The organism is Exiguobacterium sp. TNDT2, from assembly GCF_003331145.1.
Taxonomy (GTDB): Bacteria; Bacillota; Bacilli; order Exiguobacteriales; family Exiguobacteriaceae; genus Exiguobacterium.
On record NZ_QLVE01000001.1, the window covers coordinates 99,107 to 124,317 of the forward strand.

A 25,211-nucleotide genomic window follows, 5' to 3' on the forward strand; every position below is an offset into this window, starting at 1 on the left:
ACAAAAGGAATGTATTTAGTTCCAGGAAGGACTGGCCTTTATGAAAGCATGGATTGACCAACGGATCGGAAGACAGTTTTTATTCGTCTTCTATTTATTCATCGGACTCATTCTCCTCACTTCACTTGCTGTCTATATGTATACGGAAAACCGAATCGAACAGACGACGTCATCGCTTGAAAGTATTAGCGAACGGCGTACGAATGCGACCGAGCTATTCGAGACGTGGCAGTCGATGCAATATGAGATGCGCGGGTACGTCATTCTCGGCGACGAGGCGATGCTCGTTCGCGTGAAAGACAAACAAGACTTGATTGAGATTCAAACAGCCTGGTTCGAGAGGAACGCGATCACCGAAAAAGAAAAAACATATGCCAGTGATGCCCGGACGCTCTTCTCAGCCTATCAGCAACGCGTCATGCCGAGCCTTGAGCGATATGTCGTCGCCAAACGGGAAGGGACGGTCACCGAGCCGTTCTTGAAAATGCCGACGCTTGGCAAAGTGACGCCGCAAGCGGAACCATCCGCCGACCGTAAATTTAAGATCAACTCGAAAAGTGCGGCTGACATGAGCGCGAGTATCGTCGATATGGAGACGGTGTTCACGGAGTATCGCAACTCGTTAAATGAAGAAGAGAATCGATTACGGGAGCAACTGGCCGCGCACACGAAGCAGGCCCAAGCGCTTTGGCTCCTCTCGCTCCTAGCGGTGCTGCTCGTCCTCTTCGTCGCCGCCCGGCCCTACGTAAAGCGCCTGACCGGCCAACTCCAGGAGCTGATTATTAATAGCGAACGGTTAGCGGATGAACGGATTATTCCAATCCCGCCGGCCGTGTCGTCACGAAACGAGGTCGGACAGTTGACGAATTCATTCCGTCAAATGGCTTCTTCCCTCGCGACGCAACGCTATCAAGTCGAGGAAGAACGTGAGAAGACGGCTCGCCTCCTGCACTCGATTCGTGATGCGGTCATTTATGTCGAGCATACGACGCATCAAAAGTTTGCCAACCAGGCCCTCTTCATCATGTTCAACCAAGCCGTCACGAAACGAAACGAGATGGATTTGTATCGCTTAGACGCCGACTTAGAAGAGCTCGGCCTGCAAGTCGATCAGAAAGACTCATTCTTCTCATTCATGCGCCGTGCGTTTGACGGTGAGAGCATGGAAGAGAGTGTGACGTTCTCGATGAATCAAGAAGCTCGTTTCATCCAGATGTACGCAGAGAAAATTCATTTGCGCGGCACCCGTCACGGCACGATGCTCGTCTTCAGGGACGTGACGCAAGAGACCGAGGTCGACCGGTTGAAGACAGAGCTCGTCTCGACCGTGTCGCATGAACTGCGCACGCCGCTCACGAGCATCATCGGCTTCACTGAACTGCTTCGCTATCGGACGATGACCGCCGAACGCACCGATCAATATTTAGGGATGATTCACCAAGAGACGCTACGTCTTGAAGACTTGATTTCAAACTTATTGGACGTGCAACGGATGGAGTCCGGCAAACAGACGTATCATAGTCAACCGGAGAGCCTGCACGCCATCTTGAAAGAGACGATTTCCGTCCATCAAGGCGCGAGCGAACATCATCAGCTCGACCTCGAATGTGATGCGAATCTCTATGTATACGGTGATCGGAATCGCCTAAGTCAGCTGTTCTCGAACTTGCTCCACAATGCGATCAAGTACTCGCCGGATGGCGGGAAAGTGACCATCTGCGTTACGACTGATCAATCAGATATCATCGAGATTTCGATTCAAGACACGGGCATCGGGATTCCGATGGCAGCGTTGCCGAAACTGTTCGACAAATTTTATCGTGTCGACAATTCAGCCAGTCGTAAAATCGGCGGCACCGGCCTCGGTCTTGCCATCTGTAAGGAGATTGCTGAAGGCCACGGCGGCTCGATCCAAGTTGATTCGAGCGTCGGACACGGCTCGACATTCACCATCATCTTGCCAAAATATAGTATGGAAGATCAGATGAGCAGTTAACAAACAAGGGAGGATGCGCATAGAGCGAGTCCTCCCTTTCATCATTGCACCTTATTTTCAGGACCAAATGATGGGTAAAGCGAGAGGCCACCATCCGCGAAAATCGTCGCCCCTGTGACATACGACGACTCGTCAGAAGCAAGCCATGCCGCCACGGCCGCAATCTGCTCAGGACGCCCGATCTCATGCGTCGGGATGAGCGCCTCGAGTCCTTTTTTCTCTTCCGGGTCTTGCATCGTCTCTTCATTGATGGGTGTATCGATTGCACCCGGCGCGATACCGTTGACACGGATTTTATTCGGCGCATATTCGAGCGCGACCGATTTTGTGAACATCTTGACGCCACCCTTACTCGCCGCATAGTGGGTATAGCCGGGACGTGGAATCACTTCATGCACCGACGACATGTTGATGATGTTTCCTTGGATGTCATGTTCGACAAAGTATTTGAGGGCGGCACGCACGCCCAAGAACGTACCCGTCAAGTTCGTATCGATGATTTTCTTCCAGTTGTCGAATTCCATCTCATGCGTCTTCGCTTCGACTTGTACACCGGCGTTGTTGACGAAGATGTCCATCTTTCCGAACTCGGATACGGCAGTCTTAATCATCTTCTCGGCGAGTCCTTCTTCCGCCACGTCACCCTTGACCGCGACCGCCTTACCGCCTGCCTCCTCGATGCCTTGGATCACTTTCTTCATCTCGTCTTCACTGCTGCGATAGTTCAGGACGACATGGACCCCTTCTTTTGCGTAACGCTCGGCAATCGCTCGGCCGAGTCCTTTCGAACTGCCGGTGATGACTGCGACTTTGCCTTTCAGTTCTGGATAGTTAGCCATATCAATTCCTCCTTCGTCTCTTCTCGATTTGTAGTTCCCTCATTCCCCTCTTTGTAAAACCTTTTAGGCTGTTTTTTGAATATTTGTGGCAAATCTACTATACTGAAACAAACTATTCGTTTTCAGGGATTCTCCTGAACGACATACAACTTACTCTAATGGAGGTGACTCCCCGATTTTTGGGGGAATTTTTGGACAGTCCCATGTTATTCAGCTTATTGATCGTCGCCCTGCTCATTTTTATGACCGCCTTTTTTGTGGCGGCCGAGTTCTCGATTGTCAAAGTTCGCGGTGTCCGGCTTGATCAACTCGTACTCGAGGGAAACAAACGGGCGTCTGTCGCTAAAAAAGTGATTGAAAACCTTGACGATTCGCTATCGGCTTCACAGTTCGGCATCACGCTCGCCGCTCTCGGGCTCGGTTGGATTGGGGCTGATCAAATCGAAGGGATGATTCAACCGCTTGTCGACCGCTTGAATGTATCGTCGGCGCTTACGACCTTCCTATCCTTTTTGATCGCCTTTTTACTGATCGCCTTCTTGCACGTCGTCATCGGAGAGCTTGTTCCGAAAACGCTTGCCGTGCATGAGGCCGAGCGCTTGACACTGCTCGTTGCCCGCCCGCTCTATTTCTTCACGAAGTTATTGTATCCGTTCATCCACGTGCTAAACGGTACAGCCCGGGTGACACTTCGTTTGTTTGGCGTCAAGACGACGGCGCAGGAGACGGCGCACTCGGAAGAAGAATTGAAAATCATTATGACCGAGAGTTTCCGCAGTGGAGAAATCAACGAAAATGAGCTCGCCTACGTTCAAAATATTTTCTCTTTCGATGAACGTGTCGCTAAAGATGCGATGGTGCCACGGATGAACATGGTGACCATCGACGAAGAAGACTCGATTGAGACGATTATCGCTACCGTCCAAGAGCACCAATATACGCGCTACCCGGTCACACGTGACGGTGACCGCGATGATGTGCTTGGCTTTATTAACGCCAAACAATTATTCACCGCCCAACTCGTCAAAAGCGATGCCCCGTTCGAGTCGTTCATCCATCAACTCCCGCTCGTGACAGAGTACACGCCGCTCCAAGAAGCGATGGTGAAAATGCAGAATGCGCGGACGATGATGTGCCTAGTCATCGACGAGTACGGCGGTACAGCCGGCCTTCTCACGATTGAAGATATCCTCGAGGAAATCGTCGGAGAAATTCGCGATGAGTTCGACCGGGACGAGCAGGCTGAAATTACCGAAGTCACACCGGGTCATTATCGCCTGTCCGGTCTCGTCTTGACTCAAGAGATTGAAGAACGGTTCGGCATCGAAATCGAAGATGACGTCGATACGATCGGTGGCTTCGTCCTATCGCAAAAAGCGAATGCGCGCACTGGCGAACGCTTCGTTTTGCCGGGCGAACATGAACTGATTGTCCGTGAAATCGACAATCACCGCATCGTTTTCGTGGACTTGATTTTAGCCCGTAAAGAGGAGATTCAACCTGAACTCGACTGACCGATTGGACTGCCTTCCCCGATTTTTCGGGGAAGGCTTTTCGTCGGCCGGTCGAACTGTCGCTATATTTTCATGTCCTGTCGTGATATACTGCACATATGTTGCTAATTTGAGTGCGTGTCACTCATTGACACAACATCACCGAACAGTTCATCAATGTTCGGTCCAACAACTGCAGAAAGAAGGTTACGCATGGAACGTAAACTATTTTTAATTGACGGAAACTCCATGCTGGCCAGTGCCTACTATGGTGCCGCCGCGAGCCGAACGAAAAAAGGACGCGAGGTATCTAAAAACGATCGGAGTGCCGTCATCGGTATGACGGGCCTCATCCGGACGATTCTACGCAGACATCGTCCGACTCATTTTGTCGTCGTGTGGGACGTCTCACGTGAAACATTATGGCGCCGCGAGCTTTACCCAGGCTATAAACGCCGTCGCCGCCAGACACCACCCGAGTTGAAAGCGCAAATGGAACTCATGCGCCAATTGCTTGAAGATAGCGGAATCCCGCAATATCAAGTCGAAGGCTATGAAGGAGAAGATTTGATCGCTCATATCGCTCGGAAATTCAGCTGCAGCGCTCCTGTCGTCATCATGACGAAGGATAAAGACTTGCTTCAGCTCGTGAGCCCACGCATCACCGTCTGGCTTCAAACGCAAGAGCTGCAACAAATGCAAGCTCGTTGCGACATCAAAGACAATCGCCCGCTCCCGCTCAAGCGACATCTTGAGATTCGTCCTGAGGAGATTGCGGCCTTGTATGAAGGATTGAAGCCTAAACAGCTTTCAGCAGTCAAAGCGTTGACAGGAGACCGTTCAGACGGGATTCCGCCTGTGGCCGGATTAGATGAAAGCCAATCGGTCCAGTTAATCAAACGCTTCGGTTCGCTCGATAAGCTCTACACGGCGCTAAGCGTCAAAGGCGACAAACGACAACAGATCAATGAAACGATCGCGGCACTGACGTCAGAAGAAGTGCCCCGTAACTTGAGACGCACACGTAAAAAGGCCGAGCGCAACATGGAGCTCGTCCGTCTCGATGTCACGGTGCCAGAACTCGAACACTTGAAACTGGCTCATCTTGAGCTCAGTATCAATTCAAAACGGGTCGAACAAGCGTATCAAAAACGCGGCATTCGCCTCTCGTTTGATTCAAGTCAAAAGAAAATTTCAGCACGCTAAAAAGCGCGGACAATTAGTCCACGCTTTTTATATTGACCGTAATCCCATCTTCGTCGGTGAGCGACCATTCCGATGTCGTCCCGCCGAGTTCACGATTCGTCGTCGCATCGACTAAGAGCGTCCACGCTTCCAGACCTGCCTCTTGTCCCATCGGCTCGCTTGGCCGGGCCCAGACGTTTGCCCCGATGTGGTGGTGATACCCGTCAGCCGCTAAAAATAAGGCGCCCGGATATGAATCGGTCGTCACCGTAAAACCGAGACGATCTTGATAGAATAATTTTGCCGCTTCTAGGGAACGTACTTTGAAGTGGACATGCCCCATCGTCGTCCCGTTCGGAAGGCCCGTGAACGGACGGTCGGCCGCTGCCTCGAGCATCGATTCATACTCAACCGGGTCCGTCGACATCTTCACATGACCGTTTGCTTCATAGTCCCACTGTTCACGGGGACGGTCGGCATAAAGCTCGATGCCGTTGCCTTCCGGGTCGCTCAAATAGAACGCTTCGCTGACCAAATGATCCCCTTGGCCGACTTCAATCCGTTGCTCGATCAAATGACGGAGAATCCGTCCAAGTTCGATACGGTCCGGCAACAGGATCGCCATATGGAACAAGCCGGCTGTTCGTGGATTGGAACGCACGCCGCTCACTTCATGTAAGATAACGAGCGGCGTATTTGGCGCACCGAGCATGACGCGATTCTCTGTCGTCTCGAGTACATCCATGCCGATGACGCGTTCATAATACGTTTTCATCATTTTTAAATCATTGACGCGCAACGTGACGGCGCCGAGTTGTATGTTTGTCAATTTCATAGTTGATCACCTCTATCCTCAGTATACCCGCTAAGTGGGAGCGGCAGAAGACGGCACAAAAAGGTGGTATAGTTACCAAAAGGATACTTTGAGAAGAGGGATGTACATGAACAGAATCTCAAGCTGCGAGGTCGATACCGCGCTCGAGCTGATTACGGGAAAATGGAAACCATCGATTTTACTCGCGCTCATCAATGAAGACACGTTACGGTTCAGCGAATTGAAACGCTCGCTCCCGAACATCAGTCAAAAGATTTTGACGGCCCAGCTCCGCGATTTAGAAGAGCAAGACATCGTGATCCGCACCGTCTATCCGGAAGTACCGCCTCGCGTCGATTATCGCTTGAGCGAGTACGGGAAGACGCTCATTCCAGTGCTCGAGATGATGAACACTTGGGGTATCCAACATGCCGAACGGATGCGCAATAAATAACTATCCACATGTGGATAACCCGTTTCCGCAAAACTACCTATCACTTATCCACAGGAGGCTCACATGATTCGTTATCCACAGTTAACCGGCCATCATTTTGGGGTGACGGCCCCTTCATCCGGTGTTCCTACTGAATTACATGGACTACTTCATGAGGCCGAGGCGACATTCATTCGCCACGGATTCACCCTCCAATTCGAACCATCGGTCTGGACGCAAGACAAAGCAAAATCGGCACCGACAGAAGTCCGGGCCGATGAATTGACACGTTTATTTCACGATGACACGATTGATTTGATTATTCCGCCATGGGGCGGCGTCCTCTTAATTGAGCTTTTGGACCGACTCGACTGGGACGCGTTACCCGCAAAATGGATGCTCGGATATTCCGACGTCAGCTTATTTTTATTCGTCTACACGCTCAAGACGGGGATCGCTTCGGCTCACGGGACGAACCTCGTCGACCTGCGCGGCGAAGAATGGGACGCGACGAGCTCGCGTTGGCTCGACATCGTATCGGCGAAAGAAGGCGAGACAGTCATCCAGCTCGCCTCAGAGCAGTTCCAAAAAGAGTGGCAACATGACAACCCGAGCCCTCATGTGTATCACTTGACCGAACCGACGGAGTGGAAATCACTCGGCGGGACAGAGGCGACCGGACGATTGCTCGGTGGCTGTATTGATGTCTTGTTGCATACCATCGGCACACCGTATGGAGATGTCGCCACGTTCCAACAGACCTATTTAAAAGGCGAACCGATCCTCTGGTATTTTGAGAACGCCGAGCTCGATGTTCCTGCACTCAAACGGACCCTGCTTCAAATGAAGTGGGCCGGTTGGTTCAATCATACGTCAGGCATTCTGTTCGGGCGCAGCGCGGCCCAACAACCCGTTCAAGGCTACACGGCAGAAGACGTGTATGCGGAACTGCAGGAATTGCTCGACGTGCCTGTCATTTACGATATCGACTGCGGGCACGTCCCGCCGCAAATGACACTGATTAACGGTGCCCACGCCTCGATTCAAGTCGAGGACGGCAAAGGGACACTTATTCAAACGTTCAAGGGCTGACGCGTCAGCCCTTGATTTTTTTGATGAGCGACATCAGATGGCTGCGGAAACGACCTTCCGGGAACAAGCCCACTTCTCGTTCAATCAACGGTACCCATTCATCCCCACACCCGTGACTCGTTCCAATTAACAGCCCTTCAAAGTAAATCGCTTGATCGACAAACCCATGCTTCGCCCATTGATCATGATGCTCCAACAGTTTCAAAAACGATTTCCGGGCTGCCTCTATCTCACCAGTCAGCGCGAAATAGACACCTTTCCAACTCTCGTCTTCTTCGCTGGTTTCGCCTTATTGAGCGGGTTCTGCATTATACGTGTCAATATTCCCATTCAACTCTATTTACAGACGCACGCGGAACCCAGCTATCTCGGTTGCGTGATCGGTGTTCTCGAATCCCTCGCCATGGGCATCACCCCGTTCGGCTTCATCGTGTTTGGCCTATTAAGCGAATGGATGCCGGTCGCTTCACTCTATACGATTTGCATGATTTGTCTGCTCACCATCACATTGTTCGCGATGTACCGAATCCGTCACGACATAATTGTCGAAAAAGCCGCTGTGTCAGCGCAAGCAGAAAGTGCGTGAACGCAAAAAGACATCGAACGTTTCAGTTCGATGTCTTTTCTGTTGATGGGAGGACTCGTTTCTCTAACAAGAACGGTCCGAACGGGATGACCGACGCCATAACGGCGAGCACTAACACTTTGAAGCCCCAGTTGAAACGCCATGCCATATAGACGGCTGCCGCCACATAGGCGACGAACAAGAAACCGTGGGCCGCGCCGACGATGCTGACGGCGAGCGGCATACCCGCCAAGTACTTGAGCGGCATCGCGATGAGCAACAGAAGTAAGAAAGACATCCCCTCTGTGTATCCGAGCCATTTGAAATGTGTCGCGTTCATATTCGTTCTCCTTTTCAATCGATGCTACGTTCATCGTAGCCGAAAGAGGTGAGTTTTGTCACAGGAGAACGTCATAAATCCGTTACGCTATTTGACGATTTGGTGAACGATGTAACACTTTCGTTTCGACGAACTTGCGAAGGAACAATCCATCGACGCCAAGTTTACCAGCATTGTAGCCCGCGACGAGGATGAGGACTGAGACGATCAACATCGTCGGGTTCGTGCTGACCGTACCTGAGAGCAAGAACGCCATGTTCATGACAAGACCGAAGAAGGCTGCACTGCGTGTGAGGGCACCGAGCAAGAGCCCGAGACCGACGAGAAACTCACCGTAAGGAATCAACACATCGAACAAAGCCGCGTTCGGGATGGCGAAGTTCTCTAAAAATGCTGCCCACCAACCGGCAACGGCTGGGTGATCACCTGTGGCGAGGGAAGCTGCGTTTTGAAGATAACCACCCGACTCGAATCCACCTGTGATTTTGCCCCAGCCTGCTGTGAGCCAGTGATAGCCGAGCCAGAGACGAAGGACTGTCAAAATACCGGTAGCGATGTTGTGGTTCTGCCAAAATTTTATGAACATGATAATTCCTCCTTTGAATGAGTGAATGATGATTGATATGTGATTACATTCACAATATACCATCTATGTTCACATTTTCACATAGGTTAGGGCAAGAGTTCACGTTTCGTTCATATGTGCGTCACAGGTCAGTCACTTTTTGGAAATTGGTCAATTTGAAAAGGACGTCCGCGAGGGACGTCCTTGTTTGAGTTACAAATTCACTTCTTGAGGGGGCTGTCCTTTTTTATTCATCACGCGCATCGACTGCGGCGCGATTTTCAAGATGACGAGTTTTGGATCGTCCGGACCATCAAACCAACCTTCGAGTTTCTCGTTCCATACTTTTTCTTTCATCGATTCATCATCCGATACACTCGTCTCGCCTAAAATCTCGAGATACGTATCCCCGACACCATCGCCGTCATAACCAATCAAAATATGCGTATACGGATTGTTTTTTAATTCATCGACTTTATCCGTGTCTTTCGACGTTGCCGTGTAGAGCGTCAAATCATCATGGAAAAACGTCATATAACGGCTGTGCGGCTTGCCTTTATAGACCGTCGCCATCGTCCCTACGTTACTATGATCTAAAATCTGTTTGGCCGTTTGCATTGCATCCATTCCGAAAAACCTCCTTGTGATAGTCACTCGTATATTGATTCCCCTGGGGCAAGTGATTAAACACGCGGACAACAAAAAACCTGCTCGCCGAAGCGAGCAGGTAATAAAATTCCTTGAGATAAGGAAGATTAGATTTTTTCAACGTTAGAAGCTTGTGGTCCACGAGCTCCGTCAGTGATTTCGAAAGTTACTGCTTGGCCTTCTTCAAGTGTCTTGAAGCCGTCGCCTTGGATTGCTGAGAAGTGTACGAATACGTCGTCTCCGCCTTCCATTTCGATGAAGCCGTAACCTTTTTCTGAGTTAAACCATTTTACTTTACCTGTGTTCATAATGAACCCTCCTGAAATAAACGCTGTGCGTTCTAGTAGTGCCTTACTAGAAAAAACTGACCAAATAAAAAATCACAAACCTCTAGGATTATCTTAAACGAAAAATAATCCAAAGCGTTTTGTGAATTATGTTTCCAGCTATTCTTAATTAAGCACATATAGAATATACCACGGATAAATGCTTCTGTCTACTAAATACTTCGGTTTGCTAAAAATACTTCTAAAACGGGTACATTCAATTGTAGTGAACGCTAGGAGGATGAACCCTATGACCGCACATATCGATCGCTCGAATATCGCCGCCACGATCGCCCGTCATTCGAACTGGGCGCTCGGTGATCTAATGAAGGAAACACTTAATTGGCATGAGACAACACGACAGGCCCACTATCCCGATCAAGCAAAAACCTATCTCTCTCACCTGCCGATGACCGAACGCATTATCCCGGTGACAAGTTCGTTGCCGCTCGAGACGTTAGATGGAATCGTCCGTCCGGTGTGGATGCGCCGGCTCGATGCCGAGCACTTAAATTTGAGACAAGCGATACGCCACCATGTCGACGTCACCGATTATGGCGCCGTCGGGGATGGTTTGACGGATTGCACGCTTGCTTTCCGGCTCGCCCTCAGGTCGAACCGCCACGTTCACGTGCCGGCCGGCGTATATCTCGTCCGCGGCATCCGCATCCCGTCGAACTGTGTGCTTGAAGGCGCCGGCCAGCAGGATACGATGATTAAACTCTCAGACCGGGCCCCGAAACATCGACGGTTGCTTCGAAACGCAACGCCGTTTGCCGGCAATCATCATATCGAAGTCTCACATTTGACGCTCGATTGGAACGTGGAGCGTCTCGGTGACGTCGACCGGACCTCGAGTGGCGATACCGCTTCGAGCGCATTGACGTTCGCGCACGTCAAATTCGGTTGGATCCATCACGTCACGGCAAAAAACGCCGGGTTGCACGCATTTGATATCACTGCCCCCCACTATCATTACTTGGGAGACGGATTACGTGCCAAAAAAGGAAGCCGCTACGTCTGGCTCGATCATTGCGAGGCGACGAATTACGGCGACGATGGCATCACGACCCATCATAGCGATGCCATCTATATCACAAACTGCTATTGTCATCATCCACATGGACGCACCCATGCCCATGGATTCTCGAACTCGAACGGGATCGAGATTGATGACGGATCACGCCATGTCACGCTCGTCAATAATATGAGCGAGGGTTGCTTCGGGGGCGTCGAAGTGAAGGCGCACGGGACGTCTTCAGCCGCCCATGACGTCCACATATTCGGACACTTCTCGTATCACGATAATCGCTCGTTCAACTTCCGGCACATCAGCCACCACTTGGCCGATGACCCGCAGTCGAAGACGGCACGTTTCCTGTCGGGCACGAATCTCGTCTCGATGGAGCCGGTCCGCTCGAAGCTATATAAGAAATCTTCGGCACGCAGCCTCGTCGTATCGGCGTACCAAGACGTATTGATTCATGGATTCACAGCCATCGGGAATCCGGAGTATGACTATCGCGGAAACCCGGCGCTTGCCATTCAATACAAATCCCGGAACGTCCGCTTGAAGCGGATTGCGACGAGTGGTTTTACTTCGGGCCGGGCCGACATCGAACTGTTCGGCGGGGATAATCGAACCGATGACGTCACGATTGAGGATGTCATTTGCCGTCACTCGGCCCCGGTCGCGTTGAAAATCGGCGGACAGCTCACGAACGTCATGCTCCGTCGAATTGAAGGCGAACAAAAAAGTGGAGATGTGCTCATCTCCACCAGTAGCCCGATCGAGGCCCACGGCTTATTCGCTTATGGGTTTTCCGATCGCGTACGCAACGACGCTTGAGCCGACTCGACGAGTTCATCGAGCATCGCCTCGTCTAAATTGAGTGAACTCACCGTCTGTTTCGCCATCATGCGGACGATGGCTTTGTCGAGAAAGCCCATCCGTTCGAAATCATAGCCGTTGCCGACGACTTCGACGAAATAAGCATGTGCCCGCAACACTTCTCGATAAGCATCCTCGAGTTCTCGTTGCCGTTCGGCCGCAGTCGGCGTACCGGCACATAAATAGAGGCCGAGCGGTCGTTTGAGCAGTTGGGTTTCATTCATGTGCAGCCAAGCCGTCATCTCATCTTGAATTTTGCCCATCCGAATCGAGCTGCCAACAATCACATGGTCGACCGTCTCCCACTCGACATCCGGCTGCTCGACTATATTTTGGATGTGAACGTCTCCCGGAAGCCGTTCGGCCAACAAATGAGCAACTTTCTCACTCGTCCCGTAGCGAGTCGAGTAGGCAATTAACGTATTCATCGCGTTTCCCCCTTTCGGTCAGACTCTACTATCTCTATTCCCGAAAGCTTCTATGATTACTAGCGACACAACAAAAACTCGCCACGGAGGCGAGTTTTTTTTCGTCACACTTTATACACTTGCGCTTCATACGGACGAAGCGTGAACGGTTCGATCGGTTCCATGTTCCCGATGACACGTTCTGTCACGTCATACGGGAGTTCGCGTGTCACCGTCTCATCCGAGAAGTTGCAGAGCACGAGCCACGTCTCCCCTTCGAACGTTCGAGTGAAGGCGTATACCGCTTCATCGTCTGGGAGTAACAGTTCATACTTCCCGTAAACGACGATCGGATTTTGTTTCCGGAGCTGAATCAACTGGCGATAGTAATGGAAGAGCGAGTCCGGATCACGTCGGGCCGCTTCCGCGTTCACGGTCACATAGTTCGGGTTGACCCCAATCCACGGCGTGCCTAACGTGAATCCGCCTTGTGCTTCAGCTGACCACTGCACCGGTGTCCGTGAGTTGTCGCGTCCGCGTGCGTGAATGCCACGAAACATCTCATCATGCGTCAACAGTCCATTCGTCGTGTAATCCCGATACGCGTTGAGCGTCTCGATATCGCGGTACTCATCGATCGAGTCGAACGCCACGTTCGTCATCCCGAACTCTTCACCTTGATAGATGTAAGGCGTCCCTTTCAACATGTGCAGGAGCGTCGCCAGCATCTTGCCAGAGGCGACACGATACTCGTCCGAATCGTTCCCGAACCGGGAGATGGCGCGCGGTTGATCGTGGTTGCTCCAGTAGAGACTGTTCCAGCCATCTTCTTCAAGCCCTTCTTGCCAACGTGAGAAGATCGTCTTCAAGTCCGTCAACTTCCAGTCCGTCGGGTTCCATTTGCCGAAACTGCCGTTGCCGACGTCGACGTGCTCGAAATGGAACACCATGTTCAACTCGTTACGGTCTTCTCCCGTATAAAGCTTCGCCTCGTCGACGCTGACGCCCGGCATCTCACCGACCGTGATCGTATCGTATTTCGACAGGACCTCACGATTCATCTCCTGCATGAACTCATGGATGCGCGGCCCATTGAAGAAGAACGGTGTGCCGTCCCCATAACCCGTCCCGCGCGTCTCGCCGTCTGGGTAGCTCGGATCTTTCGAGATCATGTTGATGACGTCCATCCGGAAACCGTCGACCCCTTTATCGAGCCAGTACGTCATCAAGTCGTACACTTCACGACGAAGTGTCTCTGACTCCCAGTTCAAGTCGGGTTGCTTTTTGCTGAACAGATGCAAGTAGTATTCGTCCGTCGCCTCATCGTATTGCCACGCACTCCCTCCGAAGAAAGCGCCCCAGTTCGTCGGCGGCTGACCGTTCTCGCCCTTTTTCCAAATGTAGTAGTCCCGGTACGGGCTGTCTTTTGAAGAGCGCGACTCCATGAACCATTGGTGCTCGTCCGACGAGTGGTTGACGACGAGGTCCATCATGATTTTGATGCCGTGACGATGCGCTTCTTCGAGCATCGCATCGAAATCATCCATCGTCCCGAACTCATCCATGATGGCCCGGTAATCACGGATATCGTAGCCGTTGTCGTCGTTCGGTGAATCGTACACCGGCGATAGCCAGATGACATCGATTCCGAGTTCCGCCAAATAAGACATTTTCTCGGTGATTCCCGGGATGTCCCCAATCCCGTCACCGTTCGAGTCATTAAAGCTGCGCGGGTAAATTTGATAGACGACTGCTTCTTTCCACCATTGTTTCATGTTTCATCCTCCTCATACGTTCTGTCGATATCATCGTACCCGCTCGTCACCTTGATTTCTATCCATGATATGATGAGGATATGCACGATTTTGCTATTAAGAAAGGATGATTCGATGGAAATTGGCTTTTGCGGCTATTCGTATCATACAACAACCTATACTTTTCCCTTTCCCAATCGATTGGAGACGTATTTGATTCGCTTGCAGACAGAAGGCACGGCGCGCATCGTCGTCAATGGGAAGACGTATACGGCACGGCCAGGCGATTTATTGCTCGTCAAACCCGGAGAGGAGTACGAACTGCATGTCGACACCCCGGCAAGCGGGGACTATCATCTCTTCTGTGATGGTCCGACACTCGATGCCTGGTGGGCGGCGATCGACCGTTCCCGCATCACTTCTATCTCAATCGACCCTCGCCTGCTGTCACTCTGGCAACATATCACCGAAGAGGCGCGCCGACCGACGACCGAACAGAGTCCGGATTTGATTGAGACATTGATTGAAGCCTTGCTTCTCATGCTCGACCGTTCCGTCCAAGAAGTGCAAGCAAACGTGCGGCCACCTGTCGTGTCACGCATGATGCGTTATATAGAAGGAAACGTCACAAGCGACTTCAAAGTATCGGACGTCGCCGACGCGGTCGGGCTCAGCGTGTCGCGGACCGTTCACTTGTTCAAAGAAGTGACCGGCATGACGATTGTCGCCTATGCCCAATCGATTCGACTCCAGCTCGCAGAAGAACAGATGCAGTATACCCAACACTCGCTCGAACGGATCGCCGAGCTGTCCGGATTCCGCTCCTATCCATATTTCCATCGCATCTTCAAACGAAAATATGGCGTCGCACCAGGGGTTTATCGCACACTTCAACAAAAAAACGAAAAAAAATAAAAAAAGAGTGATCCATTTTTTGAACCGCTCCGTTAGATGGGTGTAAACAACGACAACCACTCAAAAAAAGGAGCGATTACCCATGAAGAAGAAAACAATGAACAAGATTGTAGCACCGGCACTCGCACTCGGCTTACTCGTACCATTGAATGCACAGGCAGCGGATCACGCGCCGACAGCTAGCACACCAGCAGGTGACTTACGAGCCACGCTCGACCAACTACTGTCTGAGCATTATGTCTTAGCCGTCACATCGATGATGAAAGCTTACGACGAAGCACCTGACGCCGAAGCCGCGATGAAGGCCCTCGATCAAAACGCACTCGACATGACACCGGCCATCGCTTCAATTTACGGAGATGAAGGCGCAGCCCAGTTCGAAGATATCTTCGCTGGTCACAACGACTACTCAGCTGACTTCGTTGAAGCGGCTAAATCAGAAGACAAAGAGCTTCGCGCTGACGCGGAAGCTGAGGTTGACGAATTCGTCGAAGAGTTCTCAACATTCCTTAACGCAGCCACAGAAGGTAACTTACCAAAAGACGCTGCCGCTGACGTGCTTGAGCTTCACGAAGACCAAGTTCTCTCAGTATTCGACAACTACGTCGCAGGTGACTACGAGTCGGCATACATGACGTACCGCGAAGGGTACAAGCTTATGTTCGACATCAGTAAAGCCCTCTCAGGCGCAATCGTCACACAGATGCCTGACAAGTTTGAAACTGCTGCTGACACACCGGCCGTCGAGCTTCGTTCAACATTGAACAGCCTTGCTGGGGAACACTTCGCCCTCGCAGCAATCGGCATGCAAAAAGGCTACGATCAAGCAGAAGACTTCGACTACGTGAGCTGGGCTGAAGATCAGAACACACTTGATTTCAAAGCAGCCATCGGTTCAGTCTACGGTGATGAAGGTGCGGCCCAATTCGAAAAAGTATGGAATGGGAACCACATCACAGCCCAAGGTGACATCGTTGCCGCTACACTCGAAGGCGATGAAGCTAAAATTGAAGAAGCACGCATGAAGCTCGACCAGTTCGCTGTCGATTTCAGCACATTCCTCGATGCAGCGACAGAAGGTAACTTGCCACAAGCAGCTGGCCAAGAAGCCATCAAACAACATGAAGCCCTTGTGCTTCAAACGTTCGATCAGTATGTAGCTGGTGATGCGGATGCCGCTTGGATGTCATTCCGTGAAGGATACGCGTTCATGTTCGGTGTTGGCGAAACACTCGGTAACGCAATCGTGACACAAATGCCTGACAAGTTCGCTGAAACAACAATGCCTGAAGAGATGCCTGAAACAGGTCTCGGTGGTGCACAAGAACAATCAATGAACACGCTCTACGCTGGTCTTGCTGTACTTGGCGGAATCTTACTCGCCTTCGTAACGCTTCGCAACCGTAAAGAATCTGTTCAATAATTCAATAAGGAGGGAGCCCCATGAACAAGCGCCATTTGTTTCTGGCGCTCTCTCTCTTTTGTTTTGGCTTCTGGACGTGGACGAGCGCCCAAGAATCGTCGTCACCACCTGTAGAAGAAAAACAAATAGAGGAGAGCCCAGATTTATCGGCTGAATTCTCACTTCTACAGGAAGAGGTGAAGAAGCTCCGCTTAGCCGAGGAAGAGGAAAGTGCCAAGGCCGCGACACCCGTCCAACTTCAAATCCCCAAAATCAAGGTCGACACCGCAATCGAACAGGTCGGCGTACTCGACAACGGACAGATGGGCGTCCCGAAAGATGAGGACCAAGTCGGTTGGTTCGAACCGGGCGTCAAACCTGGTAGTAAAGGAAATGCCGTCATCGCCGGACACGTGGACAGTAAGACCGGCCCCGCCGTCTTCTATGAGCTCGATCAACTGAAGGCAGGCGATGACGTGACAATTATCGACGAGAACGGCAACACGTTGACGTTTCGTGTCACCAAAACAGAGAGCTATGATACGAAAAACGCACCGATCGAGGATATCTTCGGGGCCACGTCGAGCCGACAGTTGAATTTGATCACGTGTTCCGGCACGTTCGGTGACGGCGGTTATGACGAGCGTTTCGTCGTCTATACCGAGCTTGTCGATACCGAGATCAATACCGAAGTTGAACTCGACGCACCGACGAGCGTCGAACTCCGCGGGAACTTACTCACGTGGCACGCCGTCCGTGACGACACCGTCATCGGCTATCGCGTCTATGAAGTCATCGACGGTGAAGCGACGCATATTGAAAGTATCCCGTCGCACGCCCGGAAGAGCATCGAGGTCACGAACGAGCAGGCAACTTATTACGTGACAGCGATCGATCAACTCGGGAATGAATCGGCTCCTTCTAAACAGACGAAGTAACCACAAAGAACCCGCAGACGATTTATGTCTGCGGGTTCTTACGTTCTACACAAAACACGGAATCTGCGGGTTGAACGTCTTGTTGTTCTCCGTCATGATCTGTTTTTTGATTTTGCCTTCACCAAGATAGACGATACGGTCGGCGAGCGCCTCCGCGTCCTCTTCATCGTGCGTGACAAAAATCGTCGTCGTCCCCGTCTGTTTGAGGAGGCGGCGCAAATCGTCCCGAATCCGATGTTGGAGCGACGTGTCCAAGTTGCTGAACGGCTCATCCAAGATGAGGAGCGACGGTTTCGGTGCGAGCGCACGCGCGAGCGCGACACGCTGTTGCTGTCCGCCACTGAGCTCATACGGATAGCGATGACGGAACTCGGACAGGTTCACGAGCGTCAACATCTCTTCGACACGCTCGTTTCGCTCTTTCCGGCTCAATTTATGCAGACCGAAGCGGATGTTCTTCTCAACGGTCATATGTGGGAAGAGCGCATAGTCTTGGAACACCATCCCGACACCACGCTGTTCAGGCGGCATGAACTGGCAATCGTCGCAACAGACACAGTCGTTGACGACGACGACGCCTTGATTCGGCATCTCAAGCCCTGCGATGAGGCGTAAAATCGTACTCTTCCCAGAACCACTGTCACCGAGAAGCGAGACGATTTCACCTTTCGTGATCGAGATGGAGAATCCTTTAATCGTTTCGGCTTGCGCACCTTTATAGCTGAAGTGTAAATCGTTGATTTGAACAAACATTAGTCGGCCTCCTTATCAAGCACCTTATGGAACACAAAGATCAACAGTCCGCTCATGAGCACGATGACGATCGAGGCGAGCGCGGCCTCATGTATCTTCTCGTCACTGACATATTTGAACGCCTGTGTGGCGAGCGTCGAAAAATTGAATGGCTGCAAGAACAGCGTCAGCGGCAATTCTTTCATAATATCGATAAAGACGAGGATGAACGCGCTCATGATGGCCCCTTTAATCATCGGGATATCGACCCGGAAGAACGTCTGTACCGTCCCCCACCCGAGCATGCGCGACGCTTCCGTGAACGACTTGCCGACTTTCTCAAATCCACTCTCGATCGAGTTATAGCCGATGGCGAGGAAGCGGATGACGTAGGCGAAGATGAGCATGATGAGCGTCGTCCTGAACACGAACGTCTGGCCTAAATCCAGGGCGAGCGCCACGTTCAACACCCACTCATCAAGCAGCAAGAACAACGTGATGACGGCGATGGCGATGGCCGCTCCCGGAATCGAATAGCCGAGCGTCGTCACTTTCGAAATGACGCGTGTCATGTTCGACGGGAACAGGCGCGTGTAGTTCGCGATGATGAGCGCGAACACGAGAATGATCACGGTCGCAATGAACGCTACGCTCACCGTGTTCCAAACAAGGCGGAAAAACTCGGCCGTAAACACTTGTTCGAACGTCAATACCGTCCAAGCGACGAGTTGCACGAACGGAATGAGGAACGCAATCCCAAAGATGGTAGCCACATAGCCGAACACGGCGTAACGATGCCATCCATTCAGTTGTCTCGGTTTGAGCGGCTTCACTTTCGTCGTCGCATAGCTGAACTGTTTCCGGCCACGAACGAGCCGTTCCATCGTCAAGATGGCGATGACGAGAATCATGAGCGTCCCGGCCAGTTTGAGTGCCGAGGACGTATCTTTCATCCCGAACCACGTACTGAAGATGGCCGTGCTGAACGTCTGAATCCCGAAGTATTTGACGACCCCATAGTCGTTCAACACTTCCATCAAGACGAGGCTGACCCCGCCGATGATGGCGACGCGCGAGATCGGAATGACGACGGTGAAGAAAATGTCCCACGAGCCGCGGCCGAGGATGCGGGCGTTCTCAATCATCGAGGACGATTGGTTGTGCAGGAAGGCCCGCGTGATTGTATAGATATATGGATACAAGAACAGAGTGAAGATGAACACCGTTCCTTGAATCGTCATAATGTTGAAATACGTCTGGTCGACATTGATGCCGAACTCGTTCCGAAGCGTCGTCTGGATGACGCCCGTGTAGTTTAAAATCCCGTGATACGTATAAGCCCCAATGTAAGGAGGGATAGCGAGCGGTAAGATGAGCGCCCATTTGAAGAACCGACGGAACGGAAAGTCATACACCGTGACGAACCACGCCAGGCTCGTCCCAATGACAGTCGTCAACAGGCCGGTCGCGAGCATGATGAACAGTGTATTGCGCACGTAAGTCGGCAACAAGTACTCGCGAATGTGTTGCCAGTTCTCATTGACCGGTGCGAACAGCTCGACCAAGACGACGACTCCTGGCAGGACGATAAACACCAGCGCGATAAAGCTGAGGATGGCCCATCCATTCAGTTGTCGTTTCAGCGCGTACCAGTTCATTCCGTACAACTCCCGTTCTTTCGTTCAGTCACTTCCTGTCCCATCATATCAGGTTCAACGCTCCCGTTGTACCGCTAGCATGTCGAGAAACGCAAAAATCTTCGGCCTGAACGCACGTTCAAGCCGAAGTCTTCTTATTTCCAGCCCGCTTCGTTGAAGAGACGGATGGCTTCTTGTTGGTGTTCTCCAAGTGCCGAGAGGTTGATGTCCTGCTCTTTGAACTCACCCCATGATTGGAGGAGTTCGTTCGGTTCAACCGACTCGTTGACAGGGTACTCATAGTTCGCGCTCGCGAACTGTTCTTGTGCTGACGGGTCAGACATGAACTCCATGAGTTTCTTCGCGTTGTCTGAGTTCTTCGCTGCTTTTGTCATTGCGATTCCTGAGATGTTCACGTGTGTTCCTGTCGTGTCTTGGTTCGGGAAGAAGACGCCGAGTTGCTCAGCCACTTTCTTCTCTTCCGCGTCTTCCGAGTTCAACATGAGTCCCATGTAATATGTGTTCATGATAGCGACATCACCTTCGCCGGCGACGACTGCCTTCGCTTGGTCACGGTCATTCCCTTGTGGATCGCGTGCAAAGTTGTTGACCATGCCTTTCGCCCACTCTTTTGCCTGGTCGACACCGTTCACTTCGATGAACGAAGCGAGGAGCGAGATGTTGTACATATTCTCAGACGGACGGACGAGTACTTTGCCGTTCCATTGTTCTTCTGTGAGTGCTTCATACGTTGACAAGTCTTCTGGTTTCACACGGTCTTTTGCATAGACGATGACACGTGCCCGTTTCGTGAGACCGAACCATTCTTTATCCGTGTCACGGTATTTTTCCGGGACGTTCGACTCAAGCACATCGCTATCGACCGCTTGCAGATGTCCCGCCTCTTTAGCTTGATACAAGTTCCCTGCATCCGCTGTGATGAAGAGATCGGCTTCCGTGTTGTCGCCTTCTGTGTTCAAACGCTCGAGCAACTCATCGCTCTTCCCTTCGACGACGTTGACTTTCACGCCCGTCTCTTCTTCGAACTGCTTGTAAAGCTCTTTATCGACATCATAGTGACGGCTCGAGTAAACATTGACGACTTTTGACTCTTCCGCTGTCTCATTGTCGCTTGAAGTCGTCGTCTCTTCCGTGCTGGCGCAAGCCGCAAGAAGCGATGTTGTGAGCGCAGCCGAAAGGCCGAGTGCCATGTACTTTTTGTTCATTTCATAATCCCCCACTTATTCATCTCTATTGTTGGTAATGATAATTACTCTCAGTTACTATCATCACTGATAATCATTCTCACGTCAACCTTTTTTTGAAATCGTTTACAGTAGTTATAGATTTATAACTTAACAGTTTTAACGTCATCATGTCTTGACTTCAAAATGACTACCCCCCTATAGTGGAAGAGAACAAACCGTCTGGTCGGTACAGAAAGGAGGCGTGACATGACAAACCGATCACTGATCACGAAACAGAAATTGTTGGATGCAGCGACGGATATCATCATGGAACATGGCGTGCATCACCTGACATTGGACGAAGTCGCCAAGACGGCAGGTGTCTCGAAAGGTGGTCTCCTGTATCATTATCCATCCAAAGAAGCGTTGTTGACCGCCATCGTCGAACGGCTCCAAACCGAGCAAAACGATTTGTACGAATCGCTCCAAGCCGATGGCAACGGTCCCGTCGAAGCGTTCGTGCGTCTCTTTGACGAGACGAAACTTCATCCCGAGCGCTCAGCCATCCACATCGACGCCGAGAAGATGATTGCCTTTTTGACGCTATTTGCTGTCGACCAGGAATACGCCGAACGGTGGAAGCACGACCTCGACACGTTCTTCGCTCAGTTTCAACAGACGAGCGACCCCGTCGAGACGATGATTATCCGCTATGCGCTCGAAGGCATGATGTTGTCCGAGCACTTTAACGTCGGCGTCGCCCCACCTGCTTTAAAACAAGACATTATCGCTCGCTTGATCGAGCGAGCCCAGAACATCGATTCGGGTAAAACAGACTAATCTATTAGAGGAGAAATGAACCCCATGCAAAAAATCACGTCCTTCTCCGTCAACAACAAGTTCGCCGTCTGGTTGATGACGATCATCTTGACGGCCGCCGGAATTTTCGCCGGCTTGACGATGAAACTAGAAACGTTGCCTGACATCACGACACCGACTGTCTCGGTGACGACGATTTATCCAGGCGCCTCACCTGAACAAGTGCTCGACGAAGTGAGCACCGTGCTCGAAGAGCGCTTGAAGAGCTTGAACGGGGTCGAACAAGTTCGTTCGTCTTCGTTCCAGAACGCGTCAAACATTCAAATCGATTATGACTTCAGCACCGATATGGAAGAAGCTGAACAACTCGTCAAAGACGCGCTCAGCAACGTCGAATTGCCAGAATCCGTTCAAGACCCACAAGTATCACGACTCAGTTTTGACGCGTTCCCTGTCGTTGGTGCAGCCGTCTCAGATGAGAGTCTCGATTTGGCCGAATTGACGAAATTGGTCGAAGATGAGTTGCAACCAGCCCTTGAAGGCGTCGAAGGCGCTCAGACCGTCCAAATCGCCGGACAAGAGATTCGTCGCGTCGAGCTTCGATTCGATGAGGAGGCGCTCGCCGAATATAACTTGACGGAAGACACCGTCAAACAGTTGATTCAAGCGAACGATGCCCGCATCGCGCTCGGCCTGTATGAACTTGGTGATACGGAGCAAGCCGTCGTCATCGACGGGAAGTCGGAGACGCTTGAGGCGTTCCGCGACCTCCAAATTCCGTACTCACCCGCACCAACGGAACAGCCGGTGCCAGGTGCGCCAACGGAACTTCCGACTGGCGAGACGCCGCAAATCCCGACTGACGTGCCAGGTGCAGTCCCACCTGCGAATCTACCGACGACCGTCCCGACGGTCGCTTTGAGCGAACTCGCGACGATTGAAGACCGTGGCATCGAGGAATCGATTTCACGGTCGAACGGGGAACGTTCAATCGGGATTCAAGTGACGAAAACGCAAGACGCGAACACCGTAGATGTCGTCAATGCCGTCAAAGATGCGCTTGCCGATTTCGAGACCGACTATGACACGACCAACGTCTCGATTACGCTCGACCAAGGTCAACCGATTGAAGAATCGGTCGAAACGATGGTCTCGAAAGCGTTACTCGGTGGTCTATTCGCCATCTTGATTATTCTCGTGTTCCTTCGTAACTTCCGCTCGACGATTATCGCGGTCATCTCCATCCCGCTCTCGCTCTTGATGGCATTGATCGTCTTGAAACAGCTCGATATCACGCTCAACATCATGACGCTCGGTGCGATGACCGTCGCCATCGGGCGGGTCGTCGATGACTCCATCGTCGTCATCGAGAACATTTACCGTCGCCTCACCCGTCCGAACGAGACGTTGCGCGGCAAAGACCTGATTATCGCCTCGACGAAAGAAGTGTTCATTCCGATCGCTTCGTCGACGATCGTCACGATCGCCGTCTTCTTGCCGCTCGGATTCGTCACAGGCTTCGTCGGCGAGCTGTTCTTACCGTTCGCCTTGACCGTCGTTTTCGCTTTAATCGCGTCCTTACTCGTCGCGATCACGGTCGTACCGATGATGGCCGACTCGTTCTTTAAGAACCGCGACAAGCTGAAGCCGGAAGAAGGACCAGGGAAGCTCGCCGAATGGTATCGTGGCGTCCTCAACTGGTCGCTCAACCATAAACTCGTCGTCTTCGGACTGGCGACGCTTCTCTTAATCGGAAGTTTCGCCCTTGTCCCAGCTATCGGGGTCAACTTCTTGAACCAAGAGTCTGAGAAGACGCTGTTCGTCACGTTCGACCCAGAACCGGGTCAAACGCTTGACGATTCGATTGCGGCGGCCGAAATCGCCGAGACGTATTTCATGGAAGAGCAAGCGGACGCCACCGACGTTCAATTCACGGTCGGTGGTGAGAACCCGCTCAACCCTGGGAACAACAAACAAGGAATTTTCATCGTCCAGTATGATCCGGACACGAAAGATTTCGCTGATGTCAAAATCGCTGACGTCGAACGCTTGAATGAACTCGCCTCAGGCGGTGAATGGAAAGAACAAGACTTCGCCGGCGGTGCCGGAACGAGCGGTGTGACGTATAACGTTTACGCCAACTCTCTCGAAGATCTTGAAGCCATCGTTCCTACGTTCATTGAAACGATTGAAGAAGAGACGGATTATGTCCGTCAAGCGACGTCTGACCTTCGCGAATCATACGTCCAGTACACGTTCAACGTCGACCAGCAGGCAGCTGCCGAGGCAGGTGTCTCGGCCGCTCAGCTCGCCCAAACGATTGGGCAGTTCCAAGCCCAAGAAAGTCCGCTCTCGACGGTGACGATCGACGACAAACAGCTCGACGTCATCATCCCGACGGAACAAGTCACGTATGACAGCATCGACGACTTGCAGGAACAAGAAGTGACGACACCGTTCGGGCCTCGCCCAATCTCGGACTTCATCGAAGTCGAGGAAGGCACGACACCGGATACGCTCGTTCAACGTGACGGGAAGCTCCTTGCTCGCGTCAACGTCGAGCTCAGCACGGACAAAGCGACGGAAGCTTCGGCTGCCATCGAAGAACGTGTATCGGACATCGAACTCCCGACTGGCGTCTCCTATGACGTCGGTGGGGTCACTGAACAGATTCAAGAATCGTTCACCCAGCTCGGTCTCGCCATGCTCGCGGCCGTCGCCATCGTCTACTTGGTGCTCGTCATCACGTTCGGCGGTGCCGTCACGCCGTTCGTCGTCCTGTTCTCGCTTCCTTACGCGATTATCGGGGGACTCGTCGCCCTCCTCATCACAGGCGAAACGATCTCGGTATCTGCCTTGATCGGGGCGCTCATGTTGATCGGGATTGTCGTGACGAACGCCATCGTCTTGATTGACCGTGTCATTCATAAAGAAGAAGCCGGTCTCTCGACACGTGATGCCTTACTCGAGGCAGCCGGTACGCGCCTCCGTCCAATCCTCATGACGGCTCTCGCGACGATCGGTGCCCTCGCACCGCTCGCGCTCGGCCTTGAAGGCGGCGCCTTGATCTCGAAAGGTCTCGGTGTGACCGTCATCGGTGGATTGACGAGTTCAACGCTATTGACGCTCCTCATCGTCCCAATCGTGTATGAGTTCTTCGCACGATTCCGTAAGAAAAAAGAAGCGTAATTCAAAAGAGAGTCGCCCTCAACGGGTCGACTCTCTTTTTGCGC

At 51.9% G+C, this 25,211-nt stretch carries 24 protein-coding genes; 12 read left to right on the forward strand and 12 right to left on the reverse strand.

Translation table 11 applies throughout. The features are described from left to right. Positions 1-40: 40 nt before the first annotated feature. Positions 41-1,996: a sensor histidine kinase gene (locus DPV68_RS00550; RefSeq protein WP_114164906.1), complete on the forward strand. Its 1,956-nt coding sequence runs from the start codon at positions 41-43 to the stop codon at positions 1,994-1,996. A 41-nt stretch (positions 1,997-2,037) separates the two neighbouring features. Here DPV68_RS00550 and DPV68_RS00555 read toward each other — a convergent pair whose 3' ends face one another. Further along, complete coding sequence (locus tag DPV68_RS00555; RefSeq protein WP_114164907.1) at positions 2,038-2,835, reverse strand: glucose 1-dehydrogenase; 798 nt, start codon at positions 2,833-2,835, stop codon at positions 2,038-2,040. A gap of 191 nt (positions 2,836-3,026) precedes the next feature. Between DPV68_RS00555 and DPV68_RS00560 the strand changes: the two genes are divergently transcribed. Together DPV68_RS00560 and DPV68_RS00565 are read left to right on the forward strand one after the other, a co-directional pair. Then, a complete protein-coding gene (locus DPV68_RS00560; RefSeq protein ID WP_232819438.1) occupies positions 3,027-4,349 on the forward strand; it encodes a hemolysin family protein in 1,323 nt (440 codons plus the stop codon). Positions 4,350-4,541: 192 nt separating this feature from the next. Then, on the forward strand, positions 4,542-5,534 hold the full coding sequence (locus DPV68_RS00565; protein WP_114164909.1) for a 5'-3' exonuclease: 993 nt from the start codon (positions 4,542-4,544) through the stop codon (positions 5,532-5,534). A 13-nt stretch (positions 5,535-5,547) separates the two neighbouring features. Here DPV68_RS00565 and DPV68_RS00570 read toward each other — a convergent pair whose 3' ends face one another. Continuing rightward, complete coding sequence (locus DPV68_RS00570; RefSeq protein ID WP_114164910.1) at positions 5,548-6,348, reverse strand: VOC family protein; 801 nt, start codon at positions 6,346-6,348, stop codon at positions 5,548-5,550. Between the two features lie 106 nt (positions 6,349-6,454). Between DPV68_RS00570 and DPV68_RS00575 the strand changes: the two genes are divergently transcribed. Then, positions 6,455-6,781 (forward strand): winged helix-turn-helix transcriptional regulator, encoded by a 327-nt coding sequence (locus tag DPV68_RS00575; protein WP_114164911.1) that lies wholly within the window; start codon positions 6,455-6,457, stop codon positions 6,779-6,781. Positions 6,782-6,844: 63 nt separating this feature from the next. Beyond that, entirely contained in the window at positions 6,845-7,852 is a 1,008-nt protein-coding gene (locus tag DPV68_RS00580; RefSeq protein WP_114164912.1) for a S66 family peptidase, read from the forward strand. Positions 7,853-7,856: 4 nt separating this feature from the next. Here DPV68_RS00580 and DPV68_RS00585 read toward each other — a convergent pair whose 3' ends face one another. Further along, positions 7,857-8,048, reverse strand: a complete 192-nt coding sequence (locus DPV68_RS00585; RefSeq protein ID WP_198662212.1) for a hypothetical protein — start codon at positions 8,046-8,048, stop codon at positions 7,857-7,859. On the opposite strand from DPV68_RS00585, the gene DPV68_RS00590 reads away from it, so the two are divergent. Continuing rightward, positions 8,037-8,438 carry an MFS transporter gene (locus DPV68_RS00590; protein WP_198662213.1) on the forward strand — a complete coding sequence of 134 codons (402 nt, stop codon included), beginning with the start codon at positions 8,037-8,039 and terminating at the stop codon, positions 8,436-8,438. The genes DPV68_RS00585 and DPV68_RS00590 overlap by 12 nt on opposite strands. A 22-nt stretch (positions 8,439-8,460) precedes the next feature. On the opposite strand, the gene DPV68_RS00595 is transcribed toward DPV68_RS00590, so the two are convergent. From DPV68_RS00595 to DPV68_RS00610, 4 genes are all read right to left on the reverse strand, one after another. Continuing rightward, positions 8,461-8,757, reverse strand: coding sequence for a DUF3817 domain-containing protein (locus tag DPV68_RS00595; RefSeq protein ID WP_114164913.1), 297 nt, complete (start codon positions 8,755-8,757; stop codon positions 8,461-8,463). 82 nt (positions 8,758-8,839) lie between these two features. Continuing rightward, positions 8,840-9,343, reverse strand: coding sequence for a DoxX family membrane protein (locus tag DPV68_RS00600; protein WP_114164914.1), 504 nt, complete (start codon positions 9,341-9,343; stop codon positions 8,840-8,842). 192 nt (positions 9,344-9,535) lie between these two features. Further along, a complete protein-coding gene (locus DPV68_RS00605) occupies positions 9,536-9,949 on the reverse strand; it encodes a pyridoxamine 5'-phosphate oxidase family protein (RefSeq protein WP_114164915.1) in 414 nt (137 codons plus the stop codon). Between the two features lie 128 nt (positions 9,950-10,077). After that, complete coding sequence (locus DPV68_RS00610; RefSeq protein WP_016507985.1) at positions 10,078-10,278, reverse strand: cold-shock protein; 201 nt, start codon at positions 10,276-10,278, stop codon at positions 10,078-10,080. Between the two features lie 268 nt (positions 10,279-10,546). Here DPV68_RS00610 and DPV68_RS00615 point away from each other — a divergent pair, with 268 nt between their 5' ends. After that, positions 10,547-12,145, forward strand: coding sequence for a glycoside hydrolase family 55 protein (locus tag DPV68_RS00615; protein ID WP_114164916.1), 1,599 nt, complete (start codon positions 10,547-10,549; stop codon positions 12,143-12,145). On the opposite strand, the gene DPV68_RS00620 is transcribed toward DPV68_RS00615, so the two are convergent. Together DPV68_RS00620 and DPV68_RS00625 are read right to left on the reverse strand one after the other, a co-directional pair. Then, on the reverse strand, positions 12,109-12,615 hold the full coding sequence (locus tag DPV68_RS00620; protein WP_114164917.1) for a flavodoxin domain-containing protein: 507 nt from the start codon (positions 12,613-12,615) through the stop codon (positions 12,109-12,111). The genes DPV68_RS00615 and DPV68_RS00620 overlap by 37 nt on opposite strands. A gap of 104 nt (positions 12,616-12,719) precedes the next feature. After that, positions 12,720-14,369: a glycoside hydrolase family 13 protein gene (locus tag DPV68_RS00625; protein WP_114164918.1), complete on the reverse strand. Its 1,650-nt coding sequence runs from the start codon at positions 14,367-14,369 to the stop codon at positions 12,720-12,722. 114 nt (positions 14,370-14,483) lie between these two features. On the opposite strand from DPV68_RS00625, the gene DPV68_RS00630 reads away from it, so the two are divergent. From DPV68_RS00630 to DPV68_RS00640, 3 genes are all read left to right on the forward strand, one after another. Then, positions 14,484-15,263, forward strand: a complete 780-nt coding sequence (locus tag DPV68_RS00630; protein WP_114164919.1) for a helix-turn-helix domain-containing protein — start codon at positions 14,484-14,486, stop codon at positions 15,261-15,263. A gap of 82 nt (positions 15,264-15,345) precedes the next feature. Continuing rightward, a complete protein-coding gene (locus tag DPV68_RS00635) occupies positions 15,346-16,686 on the forward strand; it encodes a globin family protein (protein WP_114164920.1) in 1,341 nt (446 codons plus the stop codon). A 20-nt stretch (positions 16,687-16,706) separates the two neighbouring features. After that, positions 16,707-17,603, forward strand: coding sequence for a class F sortase (locus tag DPV68_RS00640; RefSeq protein WP_114164921.1), 897 nt, complete (start codon positions 16,707-16,709; stop codon positions 17,601-17,603). Positions 17,604-17,648: 45 nt separating this feature from the next. Here DPV68_RS00640 and DPV68_RS00645 read toward each other — a convergent pair whose 3' ends face one another. From DPV68_RS00645 to DPV68_RS00655, 3 genes are all read right to left on the reverse strand, one after another. Then, positions 17,649-18,356 (reverse strand): ABC transporter ATP-binding protein, encoded by a 708-nt coding sequence (locus DPV68_RS00645; protein WP_021068048.1) that lies wholly within the window; start codon positions 18,354-18,356, stop codon positions 17,649-17,651. Further along, positions 18,356-19,993: an ABC transporter permease gene (locus tag DPV68_RS00650; RefSeq protein ID WP_114164922.1), complete on the reverse strand. Its 1,638-nt coding sequence runs from the start codon at positions 19,991-19,993 to the stop codon at positions 18,356-18,358. Before DPV68_RS00650 ends, DPV68_RS00645 begins: the two co-directional genes overlap by 1 nt. A gap of 134 nt (positions 19,994-20,127) precedes the next feature. Continuing rightward, positions 20,128-21,198, reverse strand: coding sequence for a Fe(3+) ABC transporter substrate-binding protein (locus DPV68_RS00655; protein WP_114164923.1), 1,071 nt, complete (start codon positions 21,196-21,198; stop codon positions 20,128-20,130). Between the two features lie 228 nt (positions 21,199-21,426). On the opposite strand from DPV68_RS00655, the gene DPV68_RS00660 reads away from it, so the two are divergent. Further along, positions 21,427-21,999, forward strand: a complete 573-nt coding sequence (locus tag DPV68_RS00660; RefSeq protein ID WP_114164924.1) for a TetR/AcrR family transcriptional regulator — start codon at positions 21,427-21,429, stop codon at positions 21,997-21,999. A gap of 24 nt (positions 22,000-22,023) precedes the next feature. Next, positions 22,024-25,167, forward strand: a complete 3,144-nt coding sequence (locus tag DPV68_RS00665; RefSeq protein WP_114164925.1) for an efflux RND transporter permease subunit — start codon at positions 22,024-22,026, stop codon at positions 25,165-25,167. Positions 25,168-25,211: the final 44 nt, after the last annotated feature.